The sequence below is a fragment of the Sulfuriferula sp. AH1 genome, from assembly GCF_002162035.1.
Classification (GTDB): domain Bacteria; phylum Pseudomonadota; class Gammaproteobacteria; order Burkholderiales; family Sulfuriferulaceae; genus Sulfuriferula.
The window spans coordinates 459902-475316 of sequence record NZ_CP021138.1; the positions used below are offsets into that span (position 1 = coordinate 459902).

A 15415-nucleotide genomic window follows, 5' to 3' on the forward strand; every position below is an offset into this window, starting at 1 on the left:
CACCCCTTTATGGACTGCTAAAATGTCGTCAGGTTCCGACGGCAGGATTAATGCAAGCCTGAGATGTACTCGGCAACAGCTTTCATTTCTTGATCAGTCATTTTTGCTGCGATCATACGCATCATTTTGCCACCGTCGTTAGCGCGGTCGCCCATACGGAAGTTATTTAATTGCGAGTAGATGTATTCTTTATGCTGACTGGCCAGACGCGGGAACTGTACTGGGATGCCGGCACCTGCAGGGCCATGGCATGCTGCACAGGCAGGTACGCCGCTACCGGGGTTGCCGCCTTTGAAAATCTTTTCACCGGCTTCTACCAGAGTTTTATCTTTGGCAGCGCCAGGTTTGGGTGTCTGGCTGGCGAAATAGGCGCCCAGATTTTTCATGTCATCAGGTGTAAGGTTGTTGCTAGTAACAATACCTTGCATGATCGCGTTTTTACGATCGCCTGATTTGAAGTTGGTTAACTGCTTAGTGATATACTCTGCATGCTGGCCAGCAAGATTGGGGTTGGCTGGAGCAGTGCTATTACCATCCGCGCCGTGGCAGGCTGCACAAACCGCAGTCACCAGTTGTTGTGCTTTGGCTGGGTCACCTTTCGCTACCGCTTCATCTGCGTGAGCAGGAGAAAATGCGGTTAAAGCAGCGAGTGCCGCGAACGCCATAGTATTTTTCATCGTGAGCTCCTCTTACCGTAACATGCTAAAAAGTAATTATTTTATCCCTGTTTTATTTTTCACGCTAGCCCGAATCTGATGGGATGTGTTTTTTTGGAACTAAATTTATGAATTTTTTTCAACCGGCTGTGTTTTATACCACAGTGAATCACTTGCGTGACCTGCCTGTGGAGAGTCATGCCGAAGTCGCTTTTGCGGGCCGCTCGAACGCCGGTAAGTCAAGTGCAATCAATACGTTGGCAAACAGGACGCGGCTGGCGTTCGTAAGTAAAACGCCCGGACGGACGCAGCATATTAACTATTTCAGTTTGGGTGGCCAGCGCTACCTGGTGGATTTGCCTGGCTATGGCTATGCCAAAGTACCCGGAGCAATAAAAGATCATTGGCGTGATTTGCTGAGTGATTATTTGACGCAGCGTCCTCAGTTGCGTGGTTTGATCCTGATCATGGATTCGCGTCACCCGCTGACGGAACTGGATCGAAATATGCTGCAATGGTTTCTGCCTACCGGCAAGCCGGTGCATTGCCTGCTGACCAAAAGCGATAAGCTGAACCGCAGTGAATCTGTAGCTGTGTTGCGTCTGGTTAAGCAGGAGCTGGAAAAATTATCGCCTTCATACAGTGCGCAACTATTTTCCAGTTCCAAGAAGCTGGGTATGGCCGAAGTGGAGACAGTGGTGTCGAAATGGTTTGCGCAAGACGAGCAGGCAGAAAAAAACCTCGGTTAAAGGGGAGAATAACCGAGGTCAAAACGTCCCGACTAGCATCAGGACACCCGCTCAGGGAGGAGAAGCGGGAGACAGCAACAAATGCTATCTGGATGGTAAGATGATCGTGTTTTAAGAAAGTTCAATATTTTTTGAGTGGCTGAAAAATTATGAGTAATTTTAATTTGGGTTATCCCCATACCCGTTTGCGTCGGATGCGGCATGATGACTTTTCCAGGCGCTTGATGCAGGAAAATGTCCTGACCGTTAATGATCTTATTTATCCGGTGTTCGTTCTTCCCGGTACCAATCGTAGCGAGGCTGTGGCATCCATGCCGGAAGTGCTGCGTTTGTCGTTGGACCGGTTATTGCCAGTCGCGGCCAGATGCGTGGAATTGGGTATTCCCGCCATGGCAATTTTCCCTGTGATAGATGCTGCGCTGAAATCATTGGATGCCGCTGAAGCTTACAATCCGGATGGTCTGGTTCCGAATACGGTACGAGCCCTGAAGCAGGCCTTCCCGCAGCTCGGCATAATTACTGATATTGCGCTCGACCCTTATACCAGCCATGGCCAGGATGGTTTGATTGATGCGAATGGTTATGTATTGAATGATGAAACCGTGGCTGTGCTGGTGCGTCAGGCGCAAACACACGCTGCTGCCGGCGCCGATGTGGTCGCCCCTTCCGATATGATGGACGGCAGAATCGCTGCGATACGTCATGGTCTGGATGAGCGCGAATTTATTTATACCCGTATTCTGGCTTATTCGGCAAAATATGCATCCGGGTTTTATGGACCGTTCCGCGATGCAGTAGGTTCGGCAGCCAATCTGGGAGTGAGCAGCAAGGAAACCTATCAAATGGATCCTGCGAATAGCGACGAAGCGCTGCGTGAAGTGGCGATGGATCTGCAGGAAGGCGCGGATATGGTCATGGTCAAGCCCGGTATGCCTTATCTGGACATCGTTCGCAGGGTGAAAGACACGTTTGCCGCACCTACTTACGTATATCAGGTGAGTGGTGAGTATGCGATGCTTAAAGCGGCTGCGCAGAATGGCTGGCTGGACGAGAAGAAGTGCGTACTGGAATCGCTGGTTGCATTCAAGCGTGCCGGCGCGGATGGCATTCTTACCTATTTTGCGATGGACGCCGCAGAATGGTTGCGGGATCCGCTATGCTAATCGCCGGTGGCGAGCGCCTGCACCTGGCTGAGTGACGCGCGCTTAAGCGGTTCATTCGCGCTTGCGCGCGGTGCATTGCGTATCCGGCTCGGGCGTGGATGCTAATGTAGATATCGCAGGCCTGGGCATTCAGGATGAAACAGGGGATTTGCTTGCGGTTGCCTTGATGGGTGATTTGACGTTGCCCTTGTTTAAACTGGATGCCTTGATTCAGTAGATACAGCTCGACTTCTTTCTCGTTATCGGTATACAGCTCGATCTGGATATCCGAGTGCTCGTTTGCGGTGCCATTGAGCACCGCACCCGTGAGGTACGGATTGAAATCCCTGAGCATCTCCATGGTTTCAATCGCGATTTCCCTGAGTTGCCGAAGTACTGCCGGATGCGTATCGTGATGAAATAAGGCCAGATAATCTTTCAAGGCGGTTTCGATCTCGATATTGCCAGGCAGATGATGGGCTTCGGCAATGCCCAGTTGGCGCGCCGCCTTGCGTTTGGCCAGTGCAAAGTCCTGTATCCCGTGCTCGTGCATTAATTGTGCCGCCAGTTGGGCGACACGTTCTCTGATCGGGTTGGCTTTCATGATCATCAAATTAAATTAAGGGATTTCCCGCTCCGGTGGTGTCAGGACTGCTGGGATCAGCCGGAGTTTCTCCGCTGTTGTCCGGCGCAGGCGTGCTGACGGCAGGCATCGGTACCGCCTCCTGATAGAAATATTCAGGCGTTCCCTGTTCTCCATCGGGAACAGGCAGTCCGGTCAAAGGATTGATGGGGACGGTAACGACGCCCTTGGGTGCTGTGAAAGGGGCCTGCGGTACGCCTTTCAGTATTTCGCCCATGTATTTCATCCACATTGGCAGCGCGGCTTGCGCGCCTGTTTCGCCTCTGCCGAGAGTGCGCGGCTGATCGAAACCTATCCAGGCAACGGCGACCAGAGAAGGCTGGAAACCCGCAAACCATGCATCGACCTGGTCATTGGTTGTTCCGGTTTTGCCGGCCAAATCGTTGCGGCCCAGCTGCGCCACTTTGGCCGCTGTGCCTCGTCTGACGACATCCTGCATGAGACTGGTAATAATGAATGCATTGCGTGGGTCAATGGCCGGTTTGGCTGCTTCCGGAATCGTCTTCATAATGGTTTTTCCATTTTGGTCAACGATGTGGTCGATTAAATACGGCTTGGTTTGCTGGCCGGCATTGGCAAATACCGCATAAGCCGAAGCCAGTTGAATTGGTGTCACCGACCCTGCGCCGAGCGCCAGCGTCAGATAAGGGGGTTGACGTGAAGCATCGAATCCAAAGCGTTGGACGTAGTCCCGGGCGTAAGCCGGGGTAATGGCTTGCAGAATACGTATGGTCGGCAAATTGAGCGACTTGGTCAATGCCTGTCTGACGCTGACAATGCCGGAGTAATCGCCTTCATAATTCTTGGGTTCCCATAATACGCCGCCGGTTTCTGCGGGGCTGATGGTGATGGGTTCATCTTCTACCAGTGTTGCGGCGGTAAAGCCTTTTTCCAGCGCTGCAGAGTAGATGAATGGCTTGAATGTCGAGCCGGGTTGACGCCATGCTTGCGTGACATGATTGAATTTATTCTTGTTGTAGTCGATTCCGCCCACTAAAGACCTGATGGCGCCTGTTTTGGGATCCAGTGAAACGAAAGCTGCTTCAACTTGCGGCAGTTGGGTAATGCGCCATTTGTCGGTGCCGGCGATTTTTTGCACGCGGATCAATGAGCCCGTGTGCAACGCGAGTTTGTTCTGTGACGGACTGGTCAATAAACGCTGGGCGAATTTCAAGCCGTCCCCGCGTACATCAATCTCGCCAACGTCCTTGACGTATGCATGCACACGCTTGGCATTGGCGGCCAAAACGACGGCAGGAACCAGGTCGTGGACTGGCTGAGTGTCCTGCAAAGCGTTATCCAGATCATTTTGCAGGGATTGCGGGTCGGCAGGCAAGGGAATGTTGCCTTCTGCGCCGCGATATCCATGACGATGGTCATATTCCTCTACCCCCTGCCAAAGAGCGAGGTTGGCGACATCCTGATCACGTTTGCGCAGCGTAGTGTAGACCTTTATCCCATTGGTGTAGATCGCGTCCTGATATCGGTCATACATTGCCTGGCGTATCATTTCTGCAACATAGTCGGCGTCAACTTCATTGCCGGCTTCTTTCGCATTGCGGATTATCAGCGGCTGGCTGATTGCGGCCTGATATTGGGCGTCATCAATATAATGCAGCTCCAGCATGCGGTGCAGCACATAGTGCTGACGAGCCTGTGCTCGAGGTAGATTCACTACCGGGTTATAGCGCGATGGGGCTTTAGGCAATCCTGCCAGCATGGCCGCCTCGGCCAGATTGATCTTTTCCAGCGGTTTGCCGAAGTAAGCCATGGAGGCAGCACCGAAGCCATACGCGCGCTGGCCCAGATAAATCTGGTTGATATACAGCGTGAGAATCTGATCCTTGCTTAAGGTGTGTTCGATTTTGATCGCGAGCAGGGCTTCATTCAATTTGCGCGTAAGCGTTTTCTCGCTCGACAGAAAGAAATTGCGTGCCACCTGCATGGTAATGGTGGATGCGCCTTCTTTTGCACCGCCGGCAGTGAGGTTGCTTAATGCCGCGCGCAATACTCCCATGGTATCGACGCCGCCATGTTGATAGAATCTGTCATCTTCTGCTGCCAGAATGGCATGCTGCAGGACTTTTGGTGTTTTTGCCAAATCGACCACTGCTCGATGCTCGGCACCAAATTCGGCGATCAATGCGCCGTCAGCCGTGTATATCCGCATCGGTATTTTGGGTTGATAGTCGGTGAGCGTATCCAGGCTTGGTAATTTAGGGTAGATTAATGCGACAGTTAATAGCGCTAACGAAACTGCGAGAACAATAAAGCCAACAAGTATGGCTACAATATAACGCCAGTGCGATTTGAGCATGAAGGATAATCCAATTTTAGAACGTTCTGAACGACATTATAGATGCGAAATCCATGCGATTAGCAAAATGATGAATAGTTCGAAATCGTAATAAAAAAATAGTTTACACTCTAGTAAGTTGCTGATAGTCTTTAACGTGAATTGTTGATTTGTTTCCTAACCATTAAATAAAAAAGGGATTTCTGTTGCAGTTCGACTTCCTCAAAATAAAATCCCCACCCATGATAGGCGTCGATATCAGTTCGTCCGCTATCAAAATGGTGGAATTAAGCGATGCTGGTCGCAATCAGCGTTGTATCGAACGATATGTCATCGAGCCTTTATCCAAAGATGCGGTAGTGGAGGGAAACATCGCAAAAATGGACGAGGTGGTGGAAGCGATGAAGCGCGCCTGGGCAAGCATGGGTACGCGTACCCGGCATGTGGCATTGGCTTTGCCGGCTGCGGCGGTGATCACCAAGAAAATCATTTTGCCTGTAACCCTGTCTGAAACGGATATGGAAATCCAGGTTGAGGCGGAAGCCAATCAGGCGATACCGTTTGCGCTGGATGAAGTAAACCTGGATTTCCAGGTGTTGGGGCCGTCCGCTAATTCGCCGGAAGATGTGGAAGTATTGATCGTCGCCAGTCGCAAGGAAAAAGTGGAAGATCGTGTGGCGGTGGCCGAATCGGCCGGATTGAAAGTCCTGGTCATGGATGCGGAATTTAATGCCAGCCAGACCGCTTACGAAGGCATGGCGCACGTGTTGCCGGATGGCGGGGACGGACAATCGGTTGCATTGATAGATATCGGTGCGACAACCATGCATATCATGGTGTTTGTTAACAATGTGATGGTTTACTCGCGCGAGCAATCATTCGGGGGGAACCAGCTGACGCAGGAAATACAGCGTCGATACGGGATGTCCTCCGAAGAAGCAGAAAAGGCAAAACGCAAAGGGAAATTGCCCGAGAATTACGCCCTGGAAGTATTGCAGCCTTTTACCGAGACCCTAGCCCTGGAAATAAGCAGGGCATTGCAGTTGTTTTTCTCCTCAACCTCTTATATCAAAGTTGATCATGTGGTGCTGGCAGGCGGTTGCGCAGTGATTCCCGGATTGGATGAAGCCGTCGCCAATCGCACCGAAGCCAGTACTCTGGTTGCCAATCCATTTGTCGGCATGGTTCTGTCGTCTCGCGTTCTGGCTGCCAAATTGGCCGTCGATGCCCCTGCCCTGATGGTGGCTTGCGGATTAGCAATGCGGAGGTTTGATCCAGCATGATACGTATCAATTTACTTCCTTATCGCGAAATGCAGCGTGCCGCACGCTTGCGGCATTTTACTCTGATGCTGGGTGCAGTTGCTGCATTGGGTCTGGCCATAGTCATATTGGGTTATCTGACCTTGGAGGCGCGGATCGCAAATCAGCAGGCACGGAATGAGTATCTTAAAAGCGAAATTGCCAAGCTGGATAAAGACATTGCCGATATTAAGAAACTTAAAGAGCAGACTCAGGCTTTGCTGGCACGTAAGCAGGTCGTTGAAACTTTGCAGACCAATCGTTCCGAATCGGTTCATTTGCTGGATCAGTTGGTCAGGCAATTGCCTGAGGGCGTTTATCTGAAATCCATCAAGCAGACTGGAAATTCGGTCAATTTGCAAGGCTACGCTCAGTCCAGTGCGCGGGTATCTACGCTGATGCGTAATCTGGATGCTTCACCATGGCTGGATGGTTCGACATTGGTCGAAATCAAGGCGGCGACAGTACAAGGTCTGCGCGCAAATGAATTCAGCTTGAATGTACAGTTGGTGCAACCCGGTACTGAAAACACAGAGACTAATAATAAGCAGGCAGCCGGAGGTAAGTCATGAATTTCAATGATTTAAATAACCTCAATTTGAAAGATCTGGCAAATGCGCCCATGTCGATCAAGACGATTGTCCTGGCTGTTGCGCTAGCCGTGATTGTGTTCTTTGGATACTGGTTTTTATGGAGTGGACAGCTGGATAGTGTGAATGCCGCACAGCAAGAAGAAATGACTTTGCGCGACAGCTTCATGAATAAGAAACGTCAGGCAGTTAATCTGGATATTTACAAGCAACAACTCAACGATATCGACCACTCTTTTGGCGCTTTGCTGAAGCAGCTCCCCAATAAATCCCAAATGGATGCCTTGTTAAGCGACATTAACCAGGCAGGACTGGGGCGTGGATTGCAGTTTGAGTTATTCAGGCCGGGCACCGAGACGCCGAAGGATTTTTATGCTGAATTGCCTATCAGTATTCGTGTAACCGGCGCATATCACGACTTCGGCGCTTTTGCGAGCGACATTTCTCAACTGTCGCGCATAGTTACCCTGCATGACCTGGATATCGGTCCGGATAAGGATGGCAATCTTTACATGAATGCGACAATCAAGACTTATCGCTATCTGGATGAAGACGAACTTGCGGCCCAAAATAAAAGCAATAAAAAGGGGGACGTTAAAAAATGAAACAGCTGATAACTGTTGCTGCGTTATTGAGTTTGGCCGCCTGCTCGGGGAGCGGTCATGATGATTTGACTCAATTCGTGAAGGAATCGGGAGCCAATTTGCGGGGTAAGGTGGAAGCGTTGCCGGAAATGCGGCCTTACCAGCCTTTCGCGTATAACGCTTTTGAATTGCCGGATCCATTCAAGCCGCGCAAATTGAAGCCGAGCGCTGGCGGTGGCGGCGGTGCGCAACCGGATATGACCAGGCCAAAAGAGCCGTTGGAATCCTTTGCGTTGGAAACATTGAAGATGGTCGGTGTTTTGAAACAAAAGAATGCTATCTATGCAGTGATTAAAACACCTGAGAACACTATTTATCGGGTTCGGACAGGCAATTATCTGGGGCAGAATTTTGGCAAGGTGGTTGCGATAACCGATACCGAAGTGAAATTAAAAGAAATTGTGCAAGACAGTACTGGTGATTGGGCGGAGCGCGATAGCACGCTGACGTTGCAAGAACAATAAGGAGTATGACCAAATGAAAACAAAAATCGTGCAAATGAGCCATCGTTTAACAATATATATCGCCATGATGCTGGTCATGCTACTGAATGTACAGCTGGCAAATGCCGAGACAACGAATAGTGTGGACACCGTTGATTTCTCTACATTGGAGGGTGGCAAACTGTTAGTGAAAGTGGGTCTAAAACAGAATCTGCAAAATACGCCAGCGGGCTTTACGGTAAACAATCCCCCGCGTGTGGCGCTCGATCTTGCAAACACGGCTAACGGTTTGGGTAAAAATACGGTTAATGTCAATCAGGGGCCGTTGCGCTCCATTAATGTGGTTCAGGCGGGAGAGCGGACACGTCTGGTACTGAATCTTTCCAAACCGGCGCAATATGAAACCCGAATTGACGGGAATGCACTATTCATTACCTTGCAAGAGTCCGATAGCCAAACTACCAGCAACGTGACCCCACGATTTGCCGAACCGGTTGTGGGTGCGGGCAAGCACACTATAAAAGACATAGATTTCCGTCGCGGGGCAGGTGGTGAAGGCCGTGTGATTGCGACTCTTTCGGACAGTTCGACCGGTATCGACATCCGTAAACAGGGCAACGGTTTGTCAGTCGATTTTATGAGTACCGATATTGCGCGTAATTTGCAGCGGCGCCTTGATGTTACCGATTTCGGTACGCCTGTTCAGTTTGTGGAAACCGAAGGCCGCGGCAATAACGTCAAGATGACGATCACGCCCAAGGGAGAGTACGAATATTCAGCTTATCAGGCTGATAATCAGTTCATTATCGAGGTGCGAGCCAAGGTCGAGGATACTGCAGGCAAGGCTGCGGGCGTTCGGCCAAAATATGTAGGCGAGAAACTTTCGTTGAATTTCCAGAACGTCGAAGTCCGTTCGGTATTGCAGGTGATTGCCGACTTTACCGGCAAGAATATCATTACCAGCGATACGGTAACTGGAAACCTGACTTTGCGTCTTAAGGACGTGCCATGGGATCAGGCGCTTGACATCATCTTGCAGAGCAAAGGTCTGGATAAGCGTGAAAATGGCAATGTGATTTGGGTCGCGCCCAAAGATGAGTTGATCGCCAAAGAAAAGAGTGAACTGGAATCCCGCCAGAGCATGGAAGCCCTGGAGCCATTAGTGGTGCGCCAGTATCAGTTGAATTACAAGAAGGCTGATCAGGCTGCACGTGTCTTGCTGGGATTGCCACCCGCCCCCGGTGATACAGGCGAGGATGTGAGCTGTTCCGCCCAGGCGCAAGGGGTAAAAGCGGACAAGCCGATATTAACTGCGGTTACTCCCACAACGACAGTTGCCAATCCTAATCGCATTTTGTCAGCAAGAGGTAGTGCAACTTCTGAATCGCAAACCAATACGCTGATTGTGAATGACATTCCAAGCAAACAGGCTGAAGTGGCCGAAATGCTGAAGCTGATCGATACACCGGCGAAGCAGGTAATGATAGAAGCGCGTGTGGTGGTTGCCAATGATACTTTCAGTCGCCAATTGGGTGCGCGATTTGGCGTGCAGCAAGGGATACTGGCTGGAAATCGTATCGGCTACGCGAACACTGCAGCCAATGCATCTGCCGCGACAACTTCCGGTGCGGTTGGCACTGCGCCCTTCAACGTTGACTTGCCAGCTGCGAATGTCGGCAATGGCACACCAGGTACTTTGGGCCTCTCATTGTTGAACTTGGGTAGTGGTGCTCTGTTAAGCCTGGAGCTTTCGGCTTTGGAGGCCGATAACCGCGGGAAAATCATTTCCAGTCCGCGGATTATTACTGCAAATCAGAAACCGGCAGTGATTCTGCAGGGTATACAGATTCCTAACGTGACCCCGGGTACTGCTAATTCGCCAGCGACAGTGACATTCAAGGACGCATTCCTGTGCCTGCTGGTTAATCCGCAGATTCTGAATAATGATTCGGTAATTCTGACTGTCGAAGTGCAAAAGGATGCTCAGGGCCAAGCTGTGCAGCTAGGTGGCGGTGGTGTGGCTTATCCGATTGACACCAAGCGGGTGAAGACTCAGATTCGTATTAATAACGGGGAAACTGCAGTATTAGGCGGTATTTATGAACAGCAAACTGTGAATAACGTTTCTAAAATACCGCTTTTGGGTGACATTCCTGTGCTGGGTAATTTATTCAAGACCTCCAACAAGCAGAATAATAAGACCGAATTGTTGGTATTCCTGACGCCACGCATCGTTAAAGAGGATTTGAGCTTTAAATAAATTTTTTGCAGCAAATAAAAAGGCGGGTAATCCCCGCCTTTTTATTTGTTAAGTACAGGGCTTGCGCTACAATCTTCGTATGAACAACCAAAATAACAATATTTATCTTGTTGGCCTGATGGGGTCGGGCAAGACCACTGTCGGTAAATTGCTATCCAAACAGCTGCGCCGTCCATTCTATGATACTGATCATGAGATCGTGCGCCGTACCGGCGTGACTATTCCCATGATATTCGAAGTAGAGGGTGAGGCCGGCTTCCGCAAGCGGGAAGAGCAAATGATTGCCGAACTGACCCGGCTTGATGGAGTGATATTGGCGACAGGCGGTGGGGCGATCATCAGTCCGGCTAATCGCGAGCAATTAAAGCAGCACGGCACAGTGGTTTATTTGCGTGGTACGGTGGATGAGTTGTGGCAGCGTACTCGACATGATCGTAATCGTCCGTTATTGCAAACCCAGGATCCCAAGGCGCGTTTGCGTGAGCTGTATGCGCAGCGGGACCCCTTGTACCGGGAGATAGCCGATGTCATCGTCGATACCGGCCGGCAGAATGTCAATGTGCTGGTACAGCAGCTGGTGCAATATTTAACTGCGAAATCAGTTTCTGCCAAATAAGGCCAGAAACGCGGCGGTCCAAGGGTCATGCACCGATCCTCGCTCGGAAATTCAACCAGCCAGAGCAGCATATGCACCGACTCCGGCTGGTGCACGACTATAACAATACGCGTTCTATGCCGCCGTGATTGGCTTGCTCGATATAATTTTCCATCCAGTTGTCACCTAACAGCTTTTTGGCCATTTCGACCACGATGTAATCCGTAGTAGTGTCAGCATCATTGTCGTAGCGCGCCAGGCCCTGCAGGCAGGAAGGACAGGCGGTTAGTATTTTCACGGGTGTTGCCGCGCCGGAATCGGCACGGATTTCCCCGACGGCTTTGCGGATTTCTTCTTCCTTGCGGAAGCGAACCTGTGTGGAAATGTCTGGGCGGGTGACCGCGAGCGTGCCTGATTCGCCACAGCAGCGGTCGGATAGCGTGACGGGTTCGCCCATGAGCTGATTCACGACTTTCAGCGGTTGATATGTCTTCATGGGAGTATGGCAAGGATCATGATACATATAGCGCGTGCCGGAAACACCATCGAGTTTCAATCCTTTTTCCATCAAATATTCGTGGATGTCAAGCAGACGGCAGCCGGGGAATATTTTCTCGAACTGGTACTTGAGTAATTGATCCATGCAGGTGCCGCACGATACGATTACTGTTTTGATATCCAGATAATTGAGCGTATTGGCAACACGATGGAACAGCACGCGATTTTCTGTGGTGATCGCCTCCCCTTTATCCGCCTGACCGCCAGAAGTTTGCGGATAACCGCAGCACAGATATCCGGGCGGCAGGACGGTTTGCGCACCCAGTTCAAACAGCATGGCCTGTGTTGCCAGCCCTACCTGCGAAAACAGACGTTCCGAACCGCAGCCGGGGAAATAGAATACCGCATCCGAATCCTCGGTGACTTTTGCCGGATTGCGAATGACCGGCACAATCTTGGCATCTTCCAGCCCTAATAAGGCGCGGCTGGTTTTCTTTGGCAGACCGCCGGGCATGGGCTTGTTGATGAAATGAATCACTTGTGCCTTAATCGGTGCTTTGCCTAAAGTGGCCGGCGGATGTGCGGTTTGCGCCTTAATCAGGCCGATTCTTTTACCGAATTGGTAACCCAGACGCTGTGCTTTGTAGCCCCATTCTATCATGATCTTGCGGGTCAGCTTGATCGTAGTCGGATCGGTGGCATTGAGGAAGAACATGCTAGCAGACGTCCCGGGATTGAATTTCTTCTTCCCCTGCTTGCGCAGGAAATTGCGCATCGCAATGGAAACATCGCCAAAATCGATATTCACCGGGCACGGATTGAGACATTTATGGCATACCGTGCAATGATCGGCAACATCGCCGAATTCGTCGAAATGCTTGATCGATATGCCGCGCCGGGTCTGTTCCTCGTACAGGAACGCCTCGATCAGCAACGAGGTGGCCAGAATCTTGTTGCGCGGCGAATAAAGCAAATTTGCACGCGGGATATGGGTATTGCAAACCGGCTTGCATTTGCCGCAACGCAAGCAATCCTTGATCGAGTCGGCGATTTCGCCGATCTCGGATTTTTCCATGATCAGCGATTCGGTTTCCAGCAGCGAAAAGCTCGGGGTATAGGCGTTGCGCAGGTCGGCGCCGGGCAGCAGTTTGCCTTTGTTAAAACGGCCTTCCGGGTCTACCTTGTTTTTATATTGGACAAAACTGTCTATGGCAGCCTCTTCCAGATACTCCATTTTGGTCAGGCCGATGCCATGCTCGCCGGAAATCACGCCACCAAGATCGCCGGCCAGTTGCATGATGCGCGCCACGGCAGCGTTCGCAGTTTGCAGCATGGCATAATCATCGGAATTGACCGGCAGATTGGTATGCACATTGCCATCGCCGGCATGCATGTGTAACGCCACGAATACCCGGCTCTTGCGTATCGCCAGATGAATCTCGTCGCATTTGTCCAGAATAGGCTGGTATTCGCGGCCGACAAAAATCTGATGTATCTCACGGCGTACTTCGCGTTTCCACGATACGCGGATGGTGTGGTCCTGCAACGCATGGAATACGCTTGTGTGGGTATTGGCCCCGATCATTTCGGTGGTGGCGATGCCGAGCTCTGCAGTCGCCGGCGAGTCGTCGAGATGGGCAAGCAGCCACTTCCAGCGCGTGCGTGTCTTGTTCAGCATCTCAAGTGTGCGGGCCCGGCGCTGTTCCGTCATTTGCGGGTCGGCGACGGTATCTTCGTCGCTGAATAACGGTAATTCGCTCTGGAAGAATTCGAGCAGGGCATCAATCAATGCCAGCTTGTTCCGGGTGGACAGCTCGATGTTGATGCGTTCTATGCCATCTGAATAGTCAGCCAGTCGCGGCAGCGGAATGACCACATCCTCATTGATCTTGAAAGCATTGGTGTGAGCGGCAATGGCGGCAGTACGCGCGCGATCCAGCCAGAATTTCCGCCGAGCCTCGACGCTGACAGCCACGAACCCTTCGCCGCCGCGGGCGTTGGCAAGCTGCACAATATGGGCGGCAGCTTCACCGCAAGCGGTTTCACTGTCCGATACGACATCGGCCAGCAATACCATGTTGGGCCGATGATTGCGGTTAGCCTTGGTCGCATAGCCGACAGCCTTGATGTAACGCGCATCCAGATGTTCCAGTCCCGCCAGGATGGCATCGGGATGGGCGTCCAGATAATCCTTGATCTCGACGATGGCAGGCACCGCGTCACGGACCTGGCCAAAGAATTCCAGGCAAACGGTGCGTGTGTGTGCGGGCAGCTTGTGCAGGATGAAGCGGGCCGAGGTGATGATGCCGTCGCAGCCTTCTTTCTGTATGCCAGGAAGGCCGGCCAGAAACTTGTCGGTGACATCCTTGCCCAGGCCGACCTTGCGGAAATGCTGGCCCGGTATCGCGAGTATTTCCGGTTCGGCAACGGGTGTTACGCCATCAATGGCATAACGGCGCACTTCGAAACGTGCCATTTCCGCATCGTGGATCTTGCCGAAATTATGGCCGATGCGGGTAATTTCCAGCCATTCGGCATCGGGCGTCACCATGCGCCAGGACACCAGATTGTCAAGCGCAGTGCCCCACAATACGGCCTTTTTACCACCGGCGTTCATTGCAACATTACCGCCTATGCACGACGCATCTGCCGAGGTGGGATCAACTGCGAATACCAGTCCTGCCGCATCGGCGGCTTCCATTACGCGCCGGGTCACTACCCCTGCGCCGCAATGGATGGTGGCGTAATCGCGGTCAGCTCCGGCCAGACGCAATACTTCCACGCTGGAAAGCGCCTCCAGTTTTTCGGTGTTGATCACAGCCGAGTATTTGTCGAGCGGGATGGCACCGCCGGTATAACCCGTGCCGCCACCACGAGGAATGATGGTCAATCCTAATTCAATGCAGCCTTTTACCAGATGAGCGATTTCGGCTTCGGTATCGGGATTGAGTACGACAAACGGGTATTCGACTCGCCAGTCGGTTGCATCGGTGACGTGGGATACGCGCGCCAGGCCATCGAACTGGATGTTGTCACGGCGGGTATGACGCGCAAGTTTCTTGATGACATCGCGGCGCAATTGCAGCGTGCGCGCAAAGCCGGCCTCGAAATCGACGATGGCCTGCCGCGCGGCGGACAGCACAGGGGCTACCAGCGCATTATCCTGGCGTCTGGATTCGATTTCGTTGAGTCGATGATTGAGGGCTTCGATGAGTGCTGCAAGCCGTTTGGGATTGGCGAGCAAGTCATCTTGCAGGTAGGGGTTGCGTGACACCACCCAGATATCGCCCAGCACCTCGAATAACATGCGCGCTGAACGACCGGTACGGCGTTCGTCGCGGAGCTGATTGAGTATGGTCCATGCGTCATTTCCCAACAGGCGAATGACGATCTCGCGGTCGGAAAACGAAGTGTAGTTATAGGGAATTTCGCGTAAGCGTGGGCTGTTCATGAGCACGAGCGGTGATTACCAAAGTGCTATTTTAACAGCAACTCGCGCGATATATAACCATTTCAATGTGCAGGTTAAATGCGGTACGCCTATGCTTTCAAGCAACAAAAGTAGTTTGATACTGTTTTTGACGAAGCAGGCAGCGGA

At 51.7% G+C, this 15415-nt stretch carries 12 protein-coding genes; 8 read left to right on the forward strand and 4 right to left on the reverse strand.

Annotation, left to right across the window (positions count from 1 at the left end; all coding sequences use genetic code 11):
• Positions 1-47: 47 nt before the first annotated feature.
• Entirely contained in the window at positions 48-677 is a 630-nt protein-coding gene (locus CAP31_RS02325) for a cytochrome c (RefSeq protein ID WP_087446062.1), read from the reverse strand.
• A 107-nt stretch (positions 678-784) separates the two neighbouring features.
• On the opposite strand from CAP31_RS02325, the gene yihA reads away from it, so the two are divergent.
• Both yihA and hemB read left to right on the forward strand, forming a co-directional pair.
• The gene (gene yihA, locus CAP31_RS02330) at positions 785-1405 is read left to right on the forward strand and encodes a ribosome biogenesis GTP-binding protein YihA/YsxC (protein WP_087446063.1); all 621 of its coding nucleotides are present in this window, start codon (positions 785-787) and stop codon (positions 1403-1405) included.
• Positions 1406-1554: 149 nt separating this feature from the next.
• On the forward strand, positions 1555-2568 hold the full coding sequence (gene hemB, locus CAP31_RS02335; protein ID WP_087446064.1) for a porphobilinogen synthase: 1014 nt from the start codon (positions 1555-1557) through the stop codon (positions 2566-2568).
• Here the strand turns inward: hemB and CAP31_RS02340 are convergent.
• Together CAP31_RS02340 and CAP31_RS02345 are read right to left on the reverse strand one after the other, a co-directional pair.
• Positions 2516-3151 carry a hypothetical protein gene (locus CAP31_RS02340; RefSeq protein ID WP_157662628.1) on the reverse strand — a complete coding sequence of 212 codons (636 nt, stop codon included), beginning with the start codon at positions 3149-3151 and terminating at the stop codon, positions 2516-2518. The genes hemB and CAP31_RS02340 overlap by 53 nt on opposite strands.
• Positions 3152-3161: 10 nt before the next feature.
• Positions 3162-5507: a penicillin-binding protein 1A gene (locus CAP31_RS02345; RefSeq protein ID WP_087446066.1), complete on the reverse strand. Its 2346-nt coding sequence runs from the start codon at positions 5505-5507 to the stop codon at positions 3162-3164.
• A 185-nt stretch (positions 5508-5692) separates the two neighbouring features.
• On the opposite strand from CAP31_RS02345, the gene CAP31_RS02350 reads away from it, so the two are divergent.
• The 6 genes from CAP31_RS02350 (at position 5693) to aroK (ending at position 11340) form a co-directional block, all read left to right on the forward strand.
• Positions 5693-6769: a pilus assembly protein PilM gene (locus tag CAP31_RS02350; protein ID WP_223247338.1), complete on the forward strand. Its 1077-nt coding sequence runs from the start codon at positions 5693-5695 to the stop codon at positions 6767-6769.
• A complete protein-coding gene (locus CAP31_RS02355; protein ID WP_087446068.1) occupies positions 6766-7359 on the forward strand; it encodes a PilN domain-containing protein in 594 nt (197 codons plus the stop codon). Before CAP31_RS02350 ends, CAP31_RS02355 begins: the two co-directional genes overlap by 4 nt.
• Entirely contained in the window at positions 7356-7982 is a 627-nt protein-coding gene (locus CAP31_RS02360; RefSeq protein ID WP_087446069.1) for a type 4a pilus biogenesis protein PilO, read from the forward strand. Before CAP31_RS02355 ends, CAP31_RS02360 begins: the two co-directional genes overlap by 4 nt.
• The gene (locus tag CAP31_RS02365; protein ID WP_087446070.1) at positions 7979-8485 is read left to right on the forward strand and encodes a pilus assembly protein PilP; all 507 of its coding nucleotides are present in this window, start codon (positions 7979-7981) and stop codon (positions 8483-8485) included. The genes CAP31_RS02360 and CAP31_RS02365 overlap by 4 nt, the downstream gene beginning before the upstream one ends.
• Before the next feature lie 13 nt (positions 8486-8498).
• Complete coding sequence (gene pilQ, locus CAP31_RS02370; protein ID WP_223247339.1) at positions 8499-10724, forward strand: type IV pilus secretin family protein; 2226 nt, start codon at positions 8499-8501, stop codon at positions 10722-10724.
• A 79-nt stretch (positions 10725-10803) separates the two neighbouring features.
• Positions 10804-11340, forward strand: coding sequence for a shikimate kinase AroK (aroK, locus tag CAP31_RS02375; protein ID WP_157662629.1), 537 nt, complete (start codon positions 10804-10806; stop codon positions 11338-11340).
• A gap of 97 nt (positions 11341-11437) precedes the next feature.
• Here the strand turns inward: aroK and CAP31_RS02380 are convergent, their stop codons facing one another.
• A complete protein-coding gene (locus CAP31_RS02380) occupies positions 11438-15268 on the reverse strand; it encodes an FAD/FMN-binding oxidoreductase (RefSeq protein ID WP_087446071.1) in 3831 nt (1276 codons plus the stop codon).
• Positions 15269-15415 lie beyond the last annotated feature (147 nt).